The organism is Neorhizobium sp. NCHU2750 (assembly GCF_003597675.1).
GTDB lineage: Bacteria > Pseudomonadota > Alphaproteobacteria > Rhizobiales > Rhizobiaceae > Neorhizobium.
Genome location: NZ_CP030827.1, coordinates 735727 through 754728, shown reverse-complemented (window position 1 = coordinate 754728; position 19002 = coordinate 735727). Strand labels below are relative to the sequence as shown.

At 61.8% G+C, this 19002-nt stretch carries 19 protein-coding genes; 12 read left to right on the top strand and 7 right to left on the bottom strand.

What is annotated here, in order from left to right:
* Positions 1-125: 125 nt before the first annotated feature.
* Positions 126-968 carry a metallophosphoesterase gene (locus tag NCHU2750_RS03700; RefSeq protein WP_119939231.1) on the bottom strand — a complete coding sequence of 281 codons (843 nt, stop codon included), beginning with the start codon at positions 966-968 and terminating at the stop codon, positions 126-128.
* A gap of 132 nt (positions 969-1100) precedes the next feature.
* Positions 1101-1703, bottom strand: coding sequence for a superoxide dismutase (locus NCHU2750_RS03695; RefSeq protein WP_119939230.1), 603 nt, complete (start codon positions 1701-1703; stop codon positions 1101-1103).
* A gap of 272 nt (positions 1704-1975) precedes the next feature.
* Between NCHU2750_RS03695 and NCHU2750_RS03690 the strand changes: the two genes are divergently transcribed.
* The 5 genes from NCHU2750_RS03690 to NCHU2750_RS03670 all read left to right on the top strand — a co-directional run bounded on the left by NCHU2750_RS03690 (position 1976) and on the right by NCHU2750_RS03670 (position 7064).
* Entirely contained in the window at positions 1976-2293 is a 318-nt protein-coding gene (locus tag NCHU2750_RS03690; protein ID WP_502703840.1) for a hypothetical protein, read from the top strand.
* Between the two features lie 126 nt (positions 2294-2419).
* Complete coding sequence (locus tag NCHU2750_RS03685; RefSeq protein WP_162939476.1) at positions 2420-3214, top strand: hypothetical protein; 795 nt, start codon at positions 2420-2422, stop codon at positions 3212-3214.
* A gap of 134 nt (positions 3215-3348) precedes the next feature.
* A complete protein-coding gene (locus tag NCHU2750_RS03680) occupies positions 3349-5085 on the top strand; it encodes a putative bifunctional diguanylate cyclase/phosphodiesterase (RefSeq protein ID WP_119939227.1) in 1737 nt (578 codons plus the stop codon).
* A 177-nt stretch (positions 5086-5262) separates the two neighbouring features.
* On the top strand, positions 5263-6123 hold the full coding sequence (locus NCHU2750_RS03675) for a hypothetical protein (protein WP_119939226.1): 861 nt from the start codon (positions 5263-5265) through the stop codon (positions 6121-6123).
* Between the two features lie 323 nt (positions 6124-6446).
* Complete coding sequence (locus NCHU2750_RS03670; protein ID WP_119939225.1) at positions 6447-7064, top strand: alpha/beta hydrolase; 618 nt, start codon at positions 6447-6449, stop codon at positions 7062-7064.
* Between the two features lie 27 nt (positions 7065-7091).
* On the opposite strand, the gene NCHU2750_RS03665 is transcribed toward NCHU2750_RS03670, so the two are convergent.
* The 3 genes from NCHU2750_RS03665 to NCHU2750_RS03655 all read right to left on the bottom strand — a co-directional run bounded on the left by NCHU2750_RS03665 (position 7092) and on the right by NCHU2750_RS03655 (position 9568).
* Positions 7092-8075, bottom strand: a complete 984-nt coding sequence (locus NCHU2750_RS03665) for a phytanoyl-CoA dioxygenase family protein (RefSeq protein ID WP_119939224.1) — start codon at positions 8073-8075, stop codon at positions 7092-7094.
* Positions 8076-8363: 288 nt separating this feature from the next.
* Positions 8364-9251 (bottom strand): branched-chain amino acid aminotransferase, encoded by an 888-nt coding sequence (locus tag NCHU2750_RS03660; RefSeq protein ID WP_119939223.1) that lies wholly within the window; start codon positions 9249-9251, stop codon positions 8364-8366.
* Between the two features lie 125 nt (positions 9252-9376).
* Positions 9377-9568, bottom strand: coding sequence for a hypothetical protein (locus tag NCHU2750_RS03655; protein WP_162939475.1), 192 nt, complete (start codon positions 9566-9568; stop codon positions 9377-9379).
* Positions 9569-9746: 178 nt separating this feature from the next.
* On the opposite strand from NCHU2750_RS03655, the gene NCHU2750_RS03650 reads away from it, so the two are divergent.
* Entirely contained in the window at positions 9747-10502 is a 756-nt protein-coding gene (locus NCHU2750_RS03650) for a gamma-glutamylcyclotransferase (RefSeq protein WP_119939221.1), read from the top strand.
* 171 nt (positions 10503-10673) lie between these two features.
* The gene (locus NCHU2750_RS03645) at positions 10674-10883 is read left to right on the top strand and encodes a hypothetical protein (protein ID WP_119939220.1); all 210 of its coding nucleotides are present in this window, start codon (positions 10674-10676) and stop codon (positions 10881-10883) included.
* On the opposite strand, the gene NCHU2750_RS03640 is transcribed toward NCHU2750_RS03645, so the two are convergent.
* Entirely contained in the window at positions 10878-11771 is an 894-nt protein-coding gene (locus tag NCHU2750_RS03640; RefSeq protein ID WP_119939219.1) for a LysR family transcriptional regulator, read from the bottom strand. The two genes, NCHU2750_RS03645 and NCHU2750_RS03640, sit on opposite strands and share 6 nt — an antisense overlap.
* A 361-nt stretch (positions 11772-12132) precedes the next feature.
* On the opposite strand from NCHU2750_RS03640, the gene NCHU2750_RS03635 reads away from it, so the two are divergent.
* From NCHU2750_RS03635 to NCHU2750_RS03615, 5 genes are all read left to right on the top strand, one after another.
* On the top strand, positions 12133-13329 hold the full coding sequence (locus tag NCHU2750_RS03635; protein ID WP_119939218.1) for an MFS transporter: 1197 nt from the start codon (positions 12133-12135) through the stop codon (positions 13327-13329).
* A gap of 21 nt (positions 13330-13350) precedes the next feature.
* The gene (locus NCHU2750_RS03630; RefSeq protein WP_119939217.1) at positions 13351-14388 is read left to right on the top strand and encodes an aldo/keto reductase; all 1038 of its coding nucleotides are present in this window, start codon (positions 13351-13353) and stop codon (positions 14386-14388) included.
* Positions 14389-14510: 122 nt separating this feature from the next.
* Positions 14511-15338, top strand: a complete 828-nt coding sequence (locus NCHU2750_RS03625; RefSeq protein WP_119939216.1) for an aldo/keto reductase — start codon at positions 14511-14513, stop codon at positions 15336-15338.
* A gap of 95 nt (positions 15339-15433) precedes the next feature.
* Positions 15434-16237: a class D beta-lactamase gene (gene blaOXA / locus NCHU2750_RS03620; protein WP_119939215.1), complete on the top strand. Its 804-nt coding sequence runs from the start codon at positions 15434-15436 to the stop codon at positions 16235-16237.
* A gap of 69 nt (positions 16238-16306) precedes the next feature.
* Positions 16307-17638, top strand: coding sequence for an alpha/beta hydrolase (locus tag NCHU2750_RS03615; protein ID WP_119939214.1), 1332 nt, complete (start codon positions 16307-16309; stop codon positions 17636-17638).
* A gap of 346 nt (positions 17639-17984) precedes the next feature.
* On the opposite strand, the gene NCHU2750_RS03610 is transcribed toward NCHU2750_RS03615, so the two are convergent.
* Entirely contained in the window at positions 17985-18968 is a 984-nt protein-coding gene (locus tag NCHU2750_RS03610) for a YiiG family protein (protein ID WP_119939213.1), read from the bottom strand.
* Positions 18969-19002 lie beyond the last annotated feature (34 nt).

The window sequence follows — 19002 nt, the reverse complement described above, 5'->3', positions numbered from 1 at the left end:
CGGAAGATTGCGGACAAACCTCTGATGGAAAAAGGCTTTTCCCGAAGCGCGAAAGAAACGTAACAATACCGGGTTTACAACGCAGCGTCGCTTTGCCTCACTGCCGGCGAGCCATCGGTCGACGGCTAAAGTGGCAGGCTGCGGTTTTCCTCGCGACCAAAGCCGATGATCTCGATGCGGTCGGCATAGAACTCCACCACCGCGAAGGTGTTTTCGCTCTCGGTATCGACCATGCCCTTGAAATTGACATACCAGGTGGAGCCGGTTCGACCGAGATTGCCGGCATGGTTATGGCCGTTCAGATAGGCGATGACATTGCCGGAGCGCGCGAAGAGATCGGTGACGCGCTCGCTATCCCAGAGATTGTGCTCGTTTGCCGGATAGAGCGGATAGTGGCCCATGACGACGACCTTTTCGCCGCGCTTCCCGGCAGCGGAAAGCGTCTCTTCCAGCCAGGCGAACTGGGCTTCGCCAAGACCGCCATTCCAGGGCATGGCATTGATGGCGCCAGAAGCTTCGAGTGCTGCGAGCCGCTTTTTCGCCTCGGCATGGCGCGGATCACCTTCCGGCGTCGAGAAGACACTCACCTCGTTGCCATCGATGATGACGAAGCGAATGCCGCCGCGCAGAAAATCATGCCAGGGCGCCGGCATGCCGAGCCGGGCATGCACATCCTTCAGCCGCCCCGGCGCGACGGAGAAATCATGATTGCCGGGCAGAAGGATGTTGTCGTGGCGCAACCCGTCATAGACGGAAAGGATGCGGTCGTAATTTCCCCAGTCGCGATCGATCAGGTCGCCCAGCGTGACGACGAAAGAGAGATCCTCGCCGTTCAGGGTCTCGACCGCTTCGGCAAGCTTTTTGGGGCTGTTGCGATAGAACCGATCGTATTCCAGTCTCGGTTCGGCATCGGCATATTGGGGGTCGGCAATGACGCCGAGGCGGAGGAGCGGTTTTTCTGAGGACATGGAGCGCAGTTAGAGCCAAGAGATGACAGTGATGTGACAGATCTTGCCGGCGCTGAAGCGGGACCGCAAACAAAAACACCCGGCGCGTTCGGCACCGGGTGTTTTCCTGAAATCGGGACGTGGCGCCGAAGATTACTTCGTGGCGGCTTCGTACATTTCCAGCACGTAGTCCCAGTTGATCAGGCTGTCGACGAAGGCTTCGAGATACTTCGGACGCGCGTTGCGGTAGTCGATGTAGTAGGAGTGTTCCCATACGTCGACACCGAGGATCGGGGATGCGCCGTGAACGAGCGGGTTTTCGCCGTTCGGGGTCTTGGAGATGGCAAGCTTGCCGTCCTTGACCGACAGCCAGGCCCAGCCGGAACCGAACTGGGTGGTGCCCGCAGCAACGAAATCAGCCTTGAACTTGTCGTAGCCACCGAGGTCGGAAGCAATGGCGCTTTCCAGCTTGCCCGGCAGCTTGGTGCCGCCGCCCGACTTCTTCATCCACTTCCAGAAATGGATGTGGTTGTAGTGCTGGGCAGCATTGTTGAAGAGGCCCTGGTTGGTGCCGAAGGATTTCTTGACGACTTCCTCGACCGACAGGTCAGCCATTCCGGCTTCTGCTGCAAGCTTGTTGCCGTTGTCGACATAGGCCTTGTGATGCTTGTCGTGGTGGAATTCGAGCGTCTCTTTCGACATGAACGGCGAAAGTGCTTCGTAATCGTAGGGAAGTTCGGGAAGTTCGAAGGCCATTGGTCTACTCCTTTTCGGCAAAAACCTTGGGTAATCGTTGAGCGGGAACATAGGAGGCGTCCGGACAAGAGGCAACGCCCCAGAGGTCAAAATTCTGGCAAAAATCAAAGATGCGCCGGCGCGCATTTGCGTCAGAACGCGTCATTGCGAAACTTCGTTCCGACACATGCCTCGGACAATCCTCAAACTGCAGAGTGAAAGAGCAGCTGCCACAGGATCGACAGAGAATTCCGCTAGAGGCAAGGTCACGGAGGAGGATTGATTCGATGACGATGTTCAAGACTTTTGCCGTGGCACTCGCTGCCATGATGATTGCAGCAGGTGCCGCAAGGGCCTCATCGGATGACGCCTGGGGAGCGTTCCAGAAGGATGTGTCGAAAGCCTGTATCAAGGCGGCCAGAGGACTGATCGAGAACGGCCGAACAGTCGTCGATCCTTACGGCAGCGCGCATTACGGGCTTGCCGTGGTGACCGGAAAGGCCGTGGGGGCAAAGGCGAAGATCAGCACGATCTGCGTCTATGACAAACAGAAGAAGGCCGCCGAGATCGGCGGGGAGATCGCCTCCGACACGCTTGCCGTGAAGCCGTGACGGCGCGCGCCAAGGGATGAAGCATAAAACCGATACATAATCAGTTTGACGCAGGCTTGATCCACTAGGGTCGGGTCATAGTCTCAGTTTGCGTTTATGATCCCGCTTTTGACCGACGAGAACATTGTGACCCGCAACGATTTTTCAACGATACCGCATTTCCTGCTGCAGCGCGCCGAAAGTGAACAAGCTTCTGCCGGAGATGCCGGCAGGGACGAACCGGATGCGGCCGCGCCGGCCCTCCCCCTTTCCGGCCTGACAACGCTCGATCCAGCCGCAATCGCCCAGGCGCTGACCATGACGCGGACCCCACCGGAAACACCGGGCGAAGCCGGGCTTGCCGAGGGACGTGAAGTGGCGTTCACGCCGCCGTCTGCCAGCGTGGATCCCACCCCTGCCATTGCCGCAGAGCCGGCCGTTGCTCGCTCTCCCGGCCGGATAGACCTGTCCGCAGGCGCGTCAACGGGTGGCTATTCTCTCAGCGATCTCAACCTGTTCAGCGCCCTGACCGGATATCGGCTGGATATGCAACGGGAAATCTGGAGGGCGGTCGATATCGAGGGACGACGCACGCCAATCGCCGATCGGCTGTTTACCACCCTCGCCGAGGAGGCCTTCCGGCTCGCGGACCGCCAGCGGCGCGGAGGGCTGTCCGCCTATCGCCATCCCGCATCCGGGCGTCCTCCGGCCGGTACATCGGGCAATCGCACCGGGCCGGAGCGCCATCTAACGATCGACGATCTGGCGATGGTACTGCCATCGATCCGCCGCGCGGCCGCAACGATCGGCCCGCGGGGTGTGAGCGCCTTCGAGCGCCTGGAAGCGATCACCCTCCGGATGAAGAGTGAGGCAAGCGATGCGATGCTTGCCGGCGTGATTGCCGAAACTGCCGTGGCGGGCCCGGCCCTCTCCGTCCAGTGAACATTGCCGCGCGACGTTTTCGTCGAGCACTCGCCGTGGCCGGCTCGAACCGGCATGCCAAATCTTGATATATATGCATTAGCTAATATTTAAGCCGCCGAGCCTAACAATCCCCACGATCACGGGAGCACGGCATGGTCACGGCGAAGAAAAGCAGGCGATCCGACAGCGGTACCCAATTGCAGGCATTGATGACTGCGATGGACAATCTGCCAGTGGCGGTGGGAATTTTCGAGCTGGATGGGCGGCCGGTCTATGCCAATCGCTGTTTTCACGAACTGCATGATCTTGGCCGGCGCTGGCAAAATGACGATGAGACCTTTGCCGATGTCGTGGCCGACGGGCGGATGGCCGACTGGAAGGAAGATCCGATCGCCTATTTCGAACGGCTGAAGCGCAAGCTGCTCAAGGACGGGCGCGCGGAAGCACAGGTCGAGATCGGCGACAGGATCATCGACGTACAGGACGTGTTGTTGGACGGCAAATATCTGCTGAGTACCCAGCAGGACATTACCGCGCGGGTGAAGGCGGAGCAGCGGGTTTCCTACCTCGCCCATCACGATCCGCTCACCGACCTGCCCAACCGGATGCGGTTTGCAGGCGAGCTTTCCAACCTGATCGCGGAAAGCCGGGTGCTGCGCCGGCAGTTCGGCCTGATGAGTTTCGATGTCGACCGGTTCAAGGACATCAACGACCTGTTCGGCCATGCGGCCGGCGATACCGTGCTGGCGGAACTGGCGCGGCGGCTGAAGGAAGTTCTCGACGGCGGCGATCTCGCGGCGCGTCTGGGCGGCGACGAATTCACCGTCATCAGCGCCGGCGACGACCAGCCGGAAATGGTGACACGGCTTGCCGAACGGCTGACACGCGCGATGGACGAGGAGATCGAGGTGGAGGGCCGCGCGCTGAGGGTGAGCCTGAGCATCGGCATCGCCATGTTTCCCCAGGATGGCGAGGATGCGGCCTCGCTTCTGGCCAATTCCGATGCGGCGCTCTACCGGGCGAAGGCGGAGGGGCGTGGGCGCTTCTGTGCCTTCAATGCCGGGATGGACCGGCGCATGCATGACCGGCGAGTGCTGCAGCAGGATCTGCGCCATGCGATCCGTCGCGGCGAGCTTGCGCTGCATTATCAGCCGCAGGCATCCGTGACCGGTGAGATTTTCGGCTTCGAGGCGCTGCTGCGCTGGCATCACCCGGTTCGCGGGCTGATCACGCCCGATGAATTCGTGCCGCTGGCGGAAGAGAGCGGGCTGATTGTCGAGATCGGCCGCTGGGTGCTGCACGAGGCCTGCCGGGAAGCGGCAGGCTGGCCAAACCGGCTCAACATCGCCATCAACATTTCGCCGATCCAGTTCCGCCAGGACAGCCTCGTTTCCGACGTGCATGCGATGCTGCTGCAGACGGGCCTTTCGCCCGACCGGCTGGAACTCGAAGTGACGGAGGGGGTGCTGGTGCAGGATTTTGCCCGCGCGCTGCAGATCCTGCGCGGCCTGAAGACACTCGGAATCCGCATCGCCATGGACGATTTCGGCACCGGTTATTCCTCGCTCTCCTACCTGCAGGCCTTTCCCTTCGACACGATCAAGATCGACAAGTCGTTCACCTCCAAGCTGGTCAGGGATGCCAGCGCAGACGAGATCGTGCGGGCGGTGATCGGGCTCGGCCGCGGGCTCAACATCCCGATCGTCGCCGAGGGCGTGGAGACCGAAGAGCAGCGGGCGTTTCTGGAGGAGGCACAATGCCAGAACCTGCAGGGCCATCTGATCGGAAAGGCCGGGCCGATCGCCCAGTATTCGGGCCTGACGGGGGCCCGGGTCGCACCGGAAACCGATGGCGAACATGAGCGGCGGCAAAGGTCGCAGCGGAGCTGATCTGCCGCTTCATCCTGTGACTGGCGATGTAGCGTGACAGCGCTGCGCAACTAGCAGCATAGGCGATGAGGGAATGGATATCGCCACTCTTGTTAAAATCGAAAACAAGTACATACTTCCGGCTATACTTTTCGCGCGGGCGAACATTATTCAGACTTCCCGACGGAGATCGAATAAATGCCGGGGCATCGCCATCTTCCGAAATTCGCATCCGCATCTCTATTTGCATTTTTCATCGCATCATCGCTCGTACCGCCAGCATCCGCCCAGGATTATATGGAGGCGCAGCGCTGCGTCTGGCGATGCAACGAGGCGACCGGCGGGCGGCAGCCGGCCTATGACCAGTGCATTGCCCGCAGCTGCGATATCGAGCCGGAGCCAAAACAGTCCAAGAAGCCGTCCGTTGCAGCGCCTACTGGCCCCCTCACTGGCCCTATGTCCGGCCCTATGTCGGGCAAGGCGGATTACTCGACGGATCTGCCGGAAGGACAATGGGCCTATGGCACCCATCCGGTGATGGGGCGGGGCGCCTTCGTCAATATCGGTGCAGGCGCCTTCGGCGTGACATGCCCGCCGCCGCAGGGGCGCTATGTCAGCTCGGTGCGGATGTCGCAGTTCCTCAAGCCTGCGGGCCTCACCGACACATCGGTCTTCGCCACGGCCTTTACCGGCCCGTTCCAGATCGACTCCGTGCAAACCTGGACGGTGAAGAGCAAGGGCAAGGTGGCCGGTTATGGCTATTACGAGATATTCAGCGATATCTGCACCACGCGGATACCGGAGCTGATGACATCGGGTTCCTATGTGCTCTTCAATGCCGAGGGTCACGGAATAGAACAGACCCCGGACGGCGGCTATGCGATGACGTTGAAGACGGCGCATGGCATGGTCGCGATCAAGTCGGAGGCGGACATGGTGCAGATCCCCGGCAACAGGGTGATCCCGCTTTCCGGATCGACGAAGGCGATCAGAAGGCTGATGGCCGAATGCCCGGCATTTCGCCAGCAGGTGACGGAAGGCTGCGAGGCCGACGACTGAGGTTCCAAGAGGTTTCGCCCGACCACCAATACGACCTTCCGAGTCTGCGATGCGCCGGCGGCACGACCGGCGGCAGCATGAGCCGGCAGGCCTCGTCGAAAAGCCAGCCGGATTGTTCAAGCCGCCGATCGTTCCGGCTGCCATTATCGGGTGACAGTATCGGCTTCGGTGAACGGAGCGGTCACCGGCCATGGCCTATGCGCTGCGCTTTTCCTGTCATAGAGGTAGGCTGCCTTCTTGCCGGAGGTTGCCTGCTCCCTATTCTCATGCCCCCACCTCGCTTTCGAGCCATAGCCGTCTACATAGCCGCTTAAAGGAATGCCATGACCGTCGCTGCAAAATCCCTTCTCGTCATCCTGCTCCATGGTGTCGGCTCGAATGGTGCCGACCTTGCGCCGCTTGGCGAGAGCTGGAAGGCCAGGCTGCCGAATGCCGTATTCGTCTCGCCGAACGCACCGGACCGGTCGAGCTTCGGCGCGGGCTATCAATGGTTCAGCGTGGCCGGCGTGACGGAAGACAACCGCGCTGCCCGCATCACGGCGGCGAGGCCCGCCTTCGACGCGGTGATTTCCGAGATCATCGAGACGAACGGTTTTGAAGGCCAGCTCGACCGTGTGGTTCTCGTCGGCTTTTCTCAAGGCACGATCATGTCGCTCGATGCGATTGCCAGCGGCCGCTGGCCGGTTGCCGCCATCATCGGTTTTTCAGGGCGGCTTGCCAGCGAACATCCGCTGAAGCCGGCCACGGCGACGAAGGTGCTTCTGGTGCACGGCACCTCCGACCCGGTCATCCCGTCCTGGGAAACGGAAAAGGCGGAAACCGAGCTGAAGGCTGCCGGCCTTACGGTGGAAACCGTCATCGAGCCCGGCCTCGGCCACACGATCTCGATGGCCGGCGCCGAACGCGCTGCCGATTTCCTCGAAGGCATTGCCCGCGATTGAGCTTGCGAGTTTGGCCTTCCGAGGCCGCTACCTCCTGATCACCGGCTCGCCGTGGAAGCGGCGGCGGGAGGGTTTGGAGACGCCGAAGCCGACTTCCATCATCAGCCGCGGCCTTGTCGTCGGTACCGTGCCCATGTGGAAGCCGAACGGGTCCTCGACGAAGCCGGAGCCTGCGGGGCCGGTCAGCGTCACCGCCTTGTCGGCACCATAGTAATCGAGCACCTCGTCTGCCGGGTGACCGACGAGCAGGGTATACTGGTGCTTGGTCTTGCGGCGGCTGTGGCTGCCCTTGACGAAGACATGCGGGCCGGTGCCCTCGTCGACATCGACGAGGTTGAAGAAGAATTTCAGCATCCGCCAGTCGTCGAGGTCGAAATGGAACTTGTCGAGCGAGGCGAGGCTGCGGTCGGCCTCGGACGAGGCCTTCGTCGGAAAGCTCCACCAGATGCGGGTGGTGATCAACTGTGCCGTTGCGCCGAGATAGTGGCGGGCGACATCGATCAGCAACGGGTCTTTCTGGACGGCGAGAACGCCCGGACTGTCGAGCGAGCGCTCGAAGAAATGGCCGCTCAGAAGCGAGCGTCCGAAGGTTGCCTCCGCCTCGTCATGCTGCGGGGCCAGGAATTCCAGGCCACGGTTGAAATTGCCGAAACAGGGGGTTGCGTCGGCGAAATCGCGGATTTCCGTGTGGATCTCGGCGGGCAGCTGCAGATTGGCGAATATGCCGTCGCGGCGCAGATCCTCGGCGATTTTTGCCGCGTCGAGATCTCCGAAAATGGATGGCGCGGATGCCGCCGTCGGCTTGTACTTGGCCGACATTGCCCAATGGGCGCGCCGCCCCGGCATGGTGCGGGCGAGCATGAACATCGGCAGCCAGGCCGGGTTCTCCTTCACATCCGCAAGATAGGTGGGAATTCGGACCGCCATGCGGCGGAACCTGCTGCCGCTGCGCGCGACTGCCTCTAGATCATTGCCTGATGGCGAGGCGGTTGGTGACACATTCACTGGCATTTCCGCTCCTTTCCGGTGTTTCGTTCCGAGGTGGGAGTGAGACTGCAGAGATAAGTTGACCGTGCCTCGCATGATTTTGCTGCATTGCGGCAAAAATGAGATGCCGACAATTTAGACTTTCAGAATTTAAATAGAAATGCACCCCGACGATGCAAAATCCGCCTTTATATTTATAATACTTGCTCTCATTTCCACTTTTGAGGGCAAAGGCAGTGCGAATATTCGCACTCATCGATCAGCGGATGGCAAGCGGCGCCGGATTGCCCGGCGCCGCTTCGCCATCGAGAATCAGGCGTCGCCGCGGCCGCCCGAACGCGCCCAGTCCATGTAGAGTTCCAGAGCCTTGCGGGCGACCGGGCCTTCCTGCAGCGAGCGTTCCTCGAACTTCGTCACCGGCGCAATCTTGGAATAGTTGCCGGAGGTGAAGATCTCGTCGGCATTGTCGAAATCCTCGACCGTGAGGGTGACTTCGCGAACCTCGAAACCGGCCTCGCGGAGCAGGCCGATGATGCGCGCGCGGGTGATGCCGGCAAGGAAGGTGCCGTTGGCGATCGGCGTCATGACCACGCCGTCCTTGACCATGAAGATGTTGGAGGACGCGGTTTCGGCGACATTGCCGTTCATGTCGCGGGCGAGCGCATTGTCGAAGCCGCGCGAATGGGCCTCGATGATCATGCGGCCGCTATTGGGATAGAGGCTGCCGGCCTTGGCCATGGTCATGGCGACTTCCGGGCTGGGACGGCGGAAGGGCGAGACCGTGAGCGAGGATGGCTTGGCAGTTCCCATCGGTGCCTCGAACAGGCAGAGCGCGAAACGGGTGGAGTCCGCGTCGGGTGCGACCACGCTGTAGGGGGCGCCATGCTCGGCCCAGTACATCGGCTTGATGTAGATCGCCGTCTTGCCGTCGAACTTCTTGATGCCCTCCCAGGCAAGCGCCTCGATTTCCTCGGCCTTCATCGTCGGCTTCATGCCCATGTTGACGGCGGAGCGGTTGACGCGCTGGCAATGCAGGTCGAGATCCGGCGCGATGCCATCGAACCAGCGGGCGCCATCGAACACGGAGGAGGCAAGCCACATCGCATGCGAGGTGGGGCCGATCAGCTTCGGATTGCCCTCCACCCATTCTCCATCCACATAGGTCCAGGTGGTGGAACGGGGGGATGTATCGACGGCCATGATTGATCTCCTTCAAATCGGGCATGAAAAGTGGCGCGAATGAAGGACTGCGAGGCCGCAAGGTCAAGCGATAAGTTCAAATAAATCATCACAAGAATTGATGGATCTGCTCGCTCCGGGTGCGATCAGGGGGTGCCGGCAGGCCTCTCGGGCGTCGGCCGCTGGCCGGTCAGCGGGTTCTCCTGCCCGGCGCCATCGCTGAGGCCGCCTCCCTGCAACTGGCCACCGGCCGGGAAGCGCCTTGCATCATTCATCCAGATGATGCTGAGCACGCAGGCGACCAGAAGGGCAAGGACAAGGATAAACAGCCAGCGCAACGGGGGCTCCTCTCGCTTTTCGTTCACGGAATGATGTCGGGTCGAAACCATCCGTGATATTCACCAAAACAATCGGGCGTCACTGCGGCAAGGTGGCACAGCGTTGACAGGATGATGCGGCGGGGGCAGTGTTTATCGCATCCCAGACACGTGTAAATCGTCGGAAACAGCCGGAGCCATGCCGAAATCCCCGTCCATGTCGCTGACCCAGAAGATGGTCGATCTCTGCTTTCGTGAAGAGGCCGATCCGGGACCGCCTCCTGCATGGAAACCGCTGACGGACGAGGATTACAGGCTGCTCGCCGACCGGCTGACGGAAGAAGTGGGCGACGAGCCGCTTTGGATCTTCGCCTATGGTTCGCTGATCTGGAAGCCCGGCTTTCAGTCCGTCGCCTGCCAGCGGGCCACCGCCTATGGCTGGCATCGTTCGTTTTCGCTGCATATCGAGCGCGGCCGCGGCTCGCCGGATCAACCGGGCCTGATGATGATGCTGTCGCGCGGCGGGCGCTGCGACGGGGTGATCTACCGGGTGGCCGACCACGACAAGCGCGAGCAGATCGAAAGCGCGCTGCGGCGCGAGGTCAGCAATCAGGACAGTCTTTCGACGTTCCGCTTCCTGCCGGTGCGCACCGAAGATGGTGATACGGTTTCGGCGCTGACCTTCTGGGCCGGCGGCAGCAGCCCGCGGATCATCCGGCCGCTTTTGCCGCTCGAACAGGTGGCGCCGATCCTGGCACGCGCCTGCGGGCATCGCGGCTCCTGCGCCGAATATCTCTACAATACCGTCGTGCATCTGGCCGAATTCGGTATCCGCGACCGCAATCTGTGGCGGCTGCAGGAGCTGGTGGCCAACGAGATCGAGGCCCTGCACGGCGTCGGCGGCGCCCCACGGGCTGCCAGTGCGGCAATTTCCGCACCTCCCTCAAACGGGTGAAGACGCACCGTCGTCATCATGATTGAACGCATGCGGGGCAGCTGTCAGCCCCATGACTGCTGAATGGCTGGCCTTCTCGCCAAATCTTCGGGTAGTCTTCTTGATACCCCTGTAGGGCACTCCACGAGAGAGCCAGCCATCAGAGCATCTGGAAAGAATATTGCAAGACCAATGACCACCGCGGCCATCATCCTCTACCTGCTCATCGCCAAGATCTTTTTCATCCTGACGCTTGTCGAAGGCGTGCTGCGCAACCTGCCCTGGAGCGCCGCACGGTTTTCGGGCCTCGCTCTCTCGGTCGCCTGGCCTTTGCTCATGCTCGCCGTCGCCTTGTGCGACCGGCGGCACGGAAAGGGCACAAACGGCCGACCGGCCTCATAACCTCTCCGCCAGGAAATCGATGAAGGTGCGGATGCGGACGGCCAAGTGTTCGTGGCCGGCATAGACGGCGTGAATTTCCTCGATATCCTCAGGGTTGAACTCTTCCAGAACGGGGACAAGCCGTCCAGCCTGGATATCCGGCTCGACATGAAATCGGCCGACGCGGCCGATGCCGAGGCCATCGATGCAAAGCTGGCGGATGATCGAGCCGCTCGATCCCTTGAGATTGCCGCTGACCGGGCGGGTAAAGTCCCTGCCCGTAACAGGGTCGCGGAAGCGCCAGCCTTCGACAGAGCGGCGGAAATTGAAATTGATGCAATTGTGGCGATCGAGATCGGCCGGGCTTTGCGGCATGCCGCGCTCTTCGACATAATCGGGCGAGGCAATCACCACCTGGCGGCTCTGGCCGATCTTCCTGGCCATCAGCGATGAATCACGTAAGGGCCCGTGACGGATGGCGATATCGACCCGCTCGCGGATGAGATCGACCGTATCGTCGGTGAGCGTGATGTCGAGCTGGACGTCGGGAAACAGCGTCAGGAATTCCTTCGTCAGCGGCAGGATATGCTGTTCGCCGAAGCCGACCGAGGCGTTTACCGACAGCGGGCCGCGCGGCAGCATGCGCCCGCCGCCAGACACCATTTCCTCGGTATCGGCAATTTCCGCCAGGATGCGGCTGGCGCGGGCGAGATAGGTCTCGCCTTCCGGCGTCAGCTGCAGCATGCGGGTGGAGCGGACGACCAGCCGCGTGCCCAGCCTGTCCTCCAGCCGCGTCACCAGCTTGCTGACGGCCGATGGCGACAGTTCGAGCCTGCGCCCGGCGGCCGAAAAGCTTTTGAGCCCGGCGGCAAGGACGAAGACTTCCATTTCTCCGGCACGGTTATCCATGGTGATCCTATCAAGGTGCGTTAGCCTACCAAATCGCATGAGAGCCGTGTTTGCGAGAAGGCCCCTCCCCACCCTCCCCACAAGGGGGGGCTTAACCCAGCCTGACCGCCGAGGCCCGATTGAGCCAGGTGGGCGCCGCGGATCCTCTCCCCCCTTGTGGGGGAGATGGCCGGCAGGCCAGAGGGGACTTGGTTGAGAAAGCAGAGGGTATAGCTGCGGCGATCTCATATGTGAACTTACTTCACAAATGATTATCCACTTATGCCGCTACACAGGCAAGTGCATCTTCACGATATTGCGAGGCATCGAACACACCCTCCCCTCCCAAGGACCGGGATTTAAGGACAAGGACACCCTTCCAATGCCTCTCGCTCTCTATGCGTTGACGGCCGGCGCCTTCGGCATCGGCGTCACGGAATTCGTCATCATGGGCCTGCTGATCGATGTCAGCAAGGATCTCGGCGTATCGATCTCGGCCGCCGGCCTGCTGATTTCTGGTTATGCGCTCGGCGTCGTCATCGGCGCGCCGATCCTCGGCGCCATCTCGGGCAAGTGGTCCAAGAAGACCCTGCTGATGGCGCTGATGGTGGTTTTCACCGTCGGCAATCTCGCCTGCGCGATCGCGCCCGACTACTGGACGCTGATGGCAGCGCGGGTGCTGACCGCCTTTGCGCATGCCTCCTTCTTCGGCGTCGGTTCGGTGGTCGCCACCAGCCTGGTCGCCCCGAATAAAAAGGCCTCCGCCATCGCCATCATGTTCACCGGGCTTACCGTCGCCAATATTCTCGGCGTGCCGTTCGGCACCTGGCTCGGACAGGCCTATGGCTGGCGTTCCACTTTCCTTGCCGTGACGCTGATCGGTATCGTCGCCTTCACCGTCATCGCGCTGCTCGTGCCGAAGGACGAGGCATCTGCCGCCCAGGAAGAAACGTCGCAAGGCGTTGCCGCGGTACTCGGACGCCGCGCGGTGCTGCTCGGGCTTCTGACCACCGTGCTGTCCTGGGTCGGCGTGTTTGCCGGATTCACCTATATCGCGCCGATCCTGACTGAGATCACCGGCTTTTCGGAAGCGGCGGTCTCGCCGATCCTGCTCGTCTTCGGCGGCGGCCTCGTGGTGGGCAACCTGTTCGGCGGCTGGCTCGCCGACCGGCATCTGGTCCCGACCGTCGTCGGCAGCCTGATCGCGCTTTCGATCGTGCTTCTTGCCATGACGGCCGCCATCCACCAGCCGATTCTGGCCGTGATCGCCATCGGCCTGTTCGGTGCCGCCGCTTTCGCCACCGTCGCGCCCCTTCAGATGTGGGTTCTCGCTAAGGCGGAAGGCGCCGGCCAAGGTCTGGCATCGTCGTTCAACATCGCCGCCTTCAATCTCGGCAATGCCATCGGCGCCTGGCTCGGCGGGGCCGTCATCGACCACGGTCCGGGCCTCGGTTCGGTCACCTTCGTCGCAGGCCTCGTTCCGATCGCAGCACTTGTCGTCGCTGTCATCGCGATCCGTATGGACCGGGCCAATACCGGCGACGCCCACAAGGCCGCACAGCTTTCTCCTGCCGAATAGAAACATCGAGGAATAACGACCATGGACTATCGATCACTTGGAAAATCCGGCCTGAAAGTGCCGGTCCTCTCCTTCGGTGCCGGCACGTTCGGCGGTTCCGGCCCGCTGTTTTCCCATTGGGGAACGACGGACGTGGCGGAGGCCCGCCGCCTCGTCGACATCTGCCTTGAGGCGGGCGTCACCCTGTTCGACACGGCCGACGTCTATTCGAACGGCGCTTCGGAAGAGGTGCTCGGCGAGGCGATCAAGGGCCGGCGCGAGGAGGTGCTGATCTCGACCAAGGCAAGCCTGCCGACCGGAGACGGACCGAATGACTGGGGTTCGTCGCGAAGCCGCCTGATCGGTGCGGTCGAAAAGAGCCTGAAGCGGCTCGGCACCGACCATATCGATATTTTCCAGCTGCATGCCTTCGATGCCTCCACTCCGGTGGAAGAAGTCGTGTCGACGCTCGACCGGCTCGTGCAGGACGGCAAGCTGCGCTATATCGGCGTATCCAATTTCTCAGGCTGGCAGATCATGAAATCGCTCGCCGCCGCGGAGAAAAACGGCTGGACGCGCTATGTGGCCAACCAGGTCTATTACTCGGTGATCGGCCGCGACTACGAATGGGACCTGATGCCGCTGTCCCAGGATCAGGGGCTGGGTGCGCTGGTCTGGAGCCCGCTCGGCTGGGGGCGCCTCACCGGCAAGATCAGCCGGTCGAAGCCGATCCCTAAGACAAGCCGGTTGCACGAGACGGCAAGTTTCGGCCCGCCGGTCGCGGACGAGCATCTCTACCGGGTCATCGATGCGCTGGAAGAGATAGCAGCCGAGGTGGGCAAGACCGTGCCGCAGGTGGCGCTCAACTGGCTGATCTCGCGGCCGACGGTCTCCTCCGTCATCATCGGTGCGCGTAACGAGGAACAGCTGAGGCAGAATCTCGGCTCGGTCGGCTGGTCGCTGTCGCAAGATCAGATCGCGCGGCTCGATGCAGCCAGTGCCGTCACCGCGCCCTATCCGCATTTCCCCTATCACCGGCAGGAGGGCTTTGCCCGCCTCAATCCGCCGGTCACCGGCTGAACCTTGGCGGGTTTGCCCCCGCAAGATCTTGCGGTTGAACCAGCCGCCAAATGGCCCATTTAAATGAGGCCTCATTCCTGCCCGGCATCTGCCGGGCAACATCCCCTCAAAAGGAGCATTTCATGTTCGACGTCAGCGCAAATGGCGCAAATATTCCCGCCCTCGGCTTCGGTACCTTCCGCATGCCGGATGCCGATGTGCATCGCATTCTGCCGGAAGCCCTGAAGCTCGGCTTCCGCCATGTCGATACGGCGCAGATCTACAAGAACGAACAGGCCGTCGGCGACGTTATCGCCAAATCGGGCATTGCCCGCGCCGACATCTTCCTCACCACCAAGGTCTGGGTCGACCGCGTCGGCCACAAGGCCTTCATCGCTTCGGTGGACGAGAGCCTGACGAAGCTGAAGACCGATCATGTCGACCTTCTTCTCCTTCATTGGCCGCAGAGCGAGATGCCGCTCGCCGACCGGATCGGCGCGCTGAACGAGCTGAAAAAGGCCGGCAAGGTGAAGAATATCGGCGTCTCCAATTTCTCCACCGCGCTGATGGCGGAAGCGGTGAAGCTTTCCGATGCGCCGATCGTCAACAACCAGATCGAGTACCATCCCTATATCGACCAGACCAAGGTTCTGGCCGAAGCGGCCAAAACCGGCATGTCGGTGACCGCCTATTACCTGATGGCCGACGGTGCCGTGCCGAAGGACGCCGTCTTGAAGGATATCGGCGCCAAGCATGGCAAGACCGCCGCCCAGGTGGTGCTGCGCTGGGCCGTGCAGCAGAAGGACGTGATCGCGCTGTCGAAGACGGCGACGGAAAGCCGCCTGCCGGAGAATTTCGACATTTTCGACTTCGCCCTGTCGGAAGAGGAAATGGCAGCGTTGCACAAGCTCGCCCGCCCGAACGGCCGCATCGTCAACCCCGGCCATCTGGCGCCGGAATGGGACAAGTAAGCCACAGGCCTGCCGCTTTTCATTCGCAGACAAGAAGCCCCGGCGATTCGCTTGCCGGGGCATTTTTGTATTTGAGATCGGGAGGGATTTTCACCATGATATTTCGCACAGCGGCGCTCGGCGCCGTCCTGACAATCACTGGATTTTCAACCGCCGAAGCGAAGACGATCTGCACGCTGGTGGCCGATGCGGCGAGCGGCAAGGTGCTGGTCGAGGATGGCGATTGCGAGAGCCGCGTGACGCCGGCCTCGACTTTCAAGATGGCGCTGGCGGTGATCGGTTATGACAGCGGTTTCCTGAAGGACGAGCATGCGCCGACGATCCCGTTCAAGGAGGGTTATGTCGACTGGGGCGGCGAGGCCTGGAAACAGCCGACCGATCCGACGCGCTGGCTCAAATATTCGGTCGTCTGGTACTCGCAGCAGGTCACCCATGCGCTGGGTGAAAAGACGGTGCACGACTATCTGGTGAAGATGCATTACGGCAATGCCGATTTTTCCGGCGATGCGGGCAAAGATAACGGGCTTGATCGCGCCTGGATCGCGTCGTCCTTGAAGATCTCGCCGAAGGAACAGGTGGCGTTTCTCGCCAACCTCGTGAACCGCAGGCTCGACGTCTCCCGGGAGGCGATGGACAAGGCAATGCGCATCGTCGAGACGACCGGCATCGAGGGCGGCTGGACCGTGCATGGCAAGACCGGCATGGCCTATCCGCGCAAGCCCGACTACACGTTCGACGAGGAACATCCCTGGGGCTGGTATGCCGGCTGGGCCGAAAAGGACGGCCGCAAGGTCGTGTTCACCCGGCTGGTGCAGGAGGAAAAGAAAATGCCGGGCACGGCCGGCAACCGGACGCGGGATGCGATGTTCAAGGAATTGCCGGGCATGATCGGCGGCTGACAAGCCTGAAACTGCTTGCCTCGCGCGGCCGGCGCCATATCTGCCCCGGCTTGGACAAGGAGGAGTTTCATGAGGTTTCGATCGACATTCGCCGCCACGGCCGGGCTCGCAGCAATGACTGCCATGCTGGGAATGGCGCATGGGGCGACGGCTGCGCCAAAACCGCGTGCCGACGCGCCGCACGAGGCCGCATGCCCGAAGGCCCTGCCCGCCGGAACGCAATGCTTTTCGGGCCAGGACATGCATGGCGCCTATTACTGGATCGCCAGGCCGAAGAACTGGAACGGCACGCTCGTCGTGCATGCGCATGGGGGCCCGCGGATTTCAAAGCCGAAGCCGGATGACCCGGTGGAGGATCTCGAACGGTTCGCCGTCACCGTTCAGGAAGGCTATGCCTGGGCGGGCTCCAACTATCGCCGGCAGGGTTACGGGGTGAGGATGGCGGCGGCCGATACGGACAATGTACGACGCATCGCGACAAACCTTCTCGGGACACCGGACCATGTGCTGCTGCACGGCCAGTCCTGGGGCGGCAATGTGGCGGCCAAGACCGCTGAACTCTATGCGCTCGACTGGCGCGGACACCGGAATTACGACGGCGTGGTGCTGACCAGCGGCCTGCTGGGCGGGGGGACGAAAAGTTACGGGTTCCGCGCCGATCTTCGGGCCGTCTATCAGTATTACTGCCACAACCATCCGCGCGCCGACGAGGTGCAGTATCCGCTCTGGCAGGGCCTGCCGAAAGGCGGCCACATGAAGCGCGAAGATCTGGAAGCGCGGGTCGATGAATGTACCGGCCTGTCGAAGCCGAAGGATGAGCGCACGGCGGAGCAGGCAAAGAACCTCGCCAATATCCTTGCCGTCACCCATGTGCCGGAAAAGACCCTTGTGGCGCATCTCGCCTGGGCGAGCAATCTGTTCCAGGACATCGTCTGGCGCAGGCTCGACGGGAAAAACCCGTTCGACAATTCGAAGACCGTCTATTCCGGATCGGACGACGATGCGGCGCTGAACAAGGGGATCGAGCGGTTTTCGGCCGACCCGCAAGCCGTGCGGCTGATGGCCTATGATTCGGACCTCACCGGCCAGATCGCGCTTCCGACGATCACGCTGCATGCGAAGAACGATCCGACCGCATTCGTCGGGCTGGAGGCGATCTATCGCGACACGGTGGACAAGGCCGGCAATGGCGATCTGCTGGTGCAGAACTTTTCCGACGAGGCGGTACATTCCAAGCTGTCGACGCCCGAATATGCGGCACTGTTTTCGGCCATGACGGCGTGGATCGAGAAGGGCGACAAGCCGACGAAACAGTCGGTGGCGGCGCTGTGTGAGGAGAAGCGCAAGACCTATGACGAGCCTTGCAAGCTGTTGCCGGATTTTACGCCCAAGGCGGAGTGAAGGAGTAGTGATACGTTGGATCGAAACAGCCGGAAAGTCCCCCTCTGCCCTGCCGGGCATCTCTCCCACAAGGCAGGGTAATCGCATATGAGCCAAAGACCCCTCCCCACCCTCCCCACAAGGGGGAGGGCTTAACCCAGCCGCCCCGCTGTGGCTCAATCAAGGCAGGCGATTGCCACAGGTCTTCTCCCCCCGTGTGGGGGAGATGGCCGGCAGGCCAGAGAGGGTTCTTGGTCAGATGCGATTTCCCTCTCCCTTGTGGGGGTCCGAAGGACGGGTTGAGACGCGCGGCTCAACCCCAGGTTGGCCGGGAGGGGTCTTAAAGACGTCTGATCCCGATCCTTCGTCAATCCTTGGCGAAGGTCGTCGCGGTCTGGGCGGTGGTGACCATGGTGTTGTAGTCGGAGACGATCCATTCGATGTCGTCGCCGCCGGCCTTGCGGGCGTCGCCCTTCACCTTCTGAAGCTTCTCGTCGAGATCGCGCAGCTTGGACAGAAGCGAGGCCGGGCGGGATTCGAAGACGTGGAAGGAATCGGGGTGTTCGAGCGAATAGTCGTCGAAGCCCCGCACGGCGTCGCCATAGTCCTTCAGCGCCGCGTCGAAGGCCGGCATGTCGGCCACCGGCTTCTCGTTATCCGGCAGGAGATCCATCACCGTCTCGGCATGGATCATGACATTGCGGACATGCCAGCGGGATTTTCTGCCCTCGGATTTTTCCAGCGCATCAAGCGAGGCGACGTCGAGCTTCACCTTCTCCTTGCGCAGCGCCTGGTCGACGGCCTTGCGGCGCTCGGTATAGGTCGGCGCAAGCGCGGCGATCTGCTTGTGGAATTCCTTTCCGCCGGCCATCTTGTCGGACTTGTAGTCCAGCCGCTCGTAATACTTGTTGGCCTTTTCGATCACCGGCGCGAGCTTCTGGTAGACATCGACATAGGCGGCCATGGCGGCATCGAGTTCCGGCAATTTCGGATCGGCGCTCTCGGCCTTCTCGACGGCTGAAATCTCGTCGCGCACATCATAGAGCGAATAGAGCCCGTAGATCACTCTTTCCTTGCCGGTCGGCCCCTTCTTCATGTCGACCCAGCTGGCATAGCGTTCGAGGGATTCGGAGGCCCGCAGCGAGCGATTGAGGAATTCGACATAGGCGTTCATCTTGCCGATCGCCTGATCGGTTGCATCGGCCGCGCCTGAAGCCGCCGTGGTTTCAGAGGTCGTGGTCTCAGACTGGGCATAGGCCGGCGTGCCGGTCAGCACCGGCGCGATCGTCGGCACCAGCGCCAATAGCGAAACCGCAGCAACGGCCAGTGCCCTCGACGTGAAAGGACGCATTCTGTTTACCCCCGAAATACTTATGCAAGAAACA

Coding starts and splice junctions, on each gene's coding strand:
- NCHU2750_RS03675 (WP_119939226.1), top strand. CDS start 5,263: ATGCCGGGGCATCGCCATCTTCCGAAATTCGCATCCGCATCTCTATTT.
- NCHU2750_RS03610 (WP_119939213.1), bottom strand. CDS start 18,968: ATGCGTCCTTTCACGTCGAGGGCACTGGCCGTTGCTGCGGTTTCGCTA.
- NCHU2750_RS03700 (WP_119939231.1), bottom strand. CDS start 968: ATGTCCTCAGAAAAACCGCTCCTCCGCCTCGGCGTCATTGCCGACCCC.
- NCHU2750_RS03640 (WP_119939219.1), bottom strand. CDS start 11,771: ATGGATAACCGTGCCGGAGAAATGGAAGTCTTCGTCCTTGCCGCCGGG.
- NCHU2750_RS03690 (WP_502703840.1), top strand. CDS start 1,976: ATGTTCAAGACTTTTGCCGTGGCACTCGCTGCCATGATGATTGCAGCA.
- NCHU2750_RS03650 (WP_119939221.1), top strand. CDS start 9,747: ATGCCGAAATCCCCGTCCATGTCGCTGACCCAGAAGATGGTCGATCTC.
- NCHU2750_RS03645 (WP_119939220.1), top strand. CDS start 10,674: ATGACCACCGCGGCCATCATCCTCTACCTGCTCATCGCCAAGATCTTT.
- NCHU2750_RS03625 (WP_119939216.1), top strand. CDS start 14,511: ATGTTCGACGTCAGCGCAAATGGCGCAAATATTCCCGCCCTCGGCTTC.
- NCHU2750_RS03660 (WP_119939223.1), bottom strand. CDS start 9,251: ATGGCCGTCGATACATCCCCCCGTTCCACCACCTGGACCTATGTGGAT.
- NCHU2750_RS03635 (WP_119939218.1), top strand. CDS start 12,133: ATGCCTCTCGCTCTCTATGCGTTGACGGCCGGCGCCTTCGGCATCGGC.
- NCHU2750_RS03630 (WP_119939217.1), top strand. CDS start 13,351: ATGGACTATCGATCACTTGGAAAATCCGGCCTGAAAGTGCCGGTCCTC.
- NCHU2750_RS03680 (WP_119939227.1), top strand. CDS start 3,349: ATGGTCACGGCGAAGAAAAGCAGGCGATCCGACAGCGGTACCCAATTG.
- blaOXA (WP_119939215.1), top strand. CDS start 15,434: ATGATATTTCGCACAGCGGCGCTCGGCGCCGTCCTGACAATCACTGGA.
- NCHU2750_RS03695 (WP_119939230.1), bottom strand. CDS start 1,703: ATGGCCTTCGAACTTCCCGAACTTCCCTACGATTACGAAGCACTTTCG.
- NCHU2750_RS03670 (WP_119939225.1), top strand. CDS start 6,447: ATGACCGTCGCTGCAAAATCCCTTCTCGTCATCCTGCTCCATGGTGTC.
- NCHU2750_RS03615 (WP_119939214.1), top strand. CDS start 16,307: ATGAGGTTTCGATCGACATTCGCCGCCACGGCCGGGCTCGCAGCAATG.
- NCHU2750_RS03665 (WP_119939224.1), bottom strand. CDS start 8,075: ATGCCAGTGAATGTGTCACCAACCGCCTCGCCATCAGGCAATGATCTA.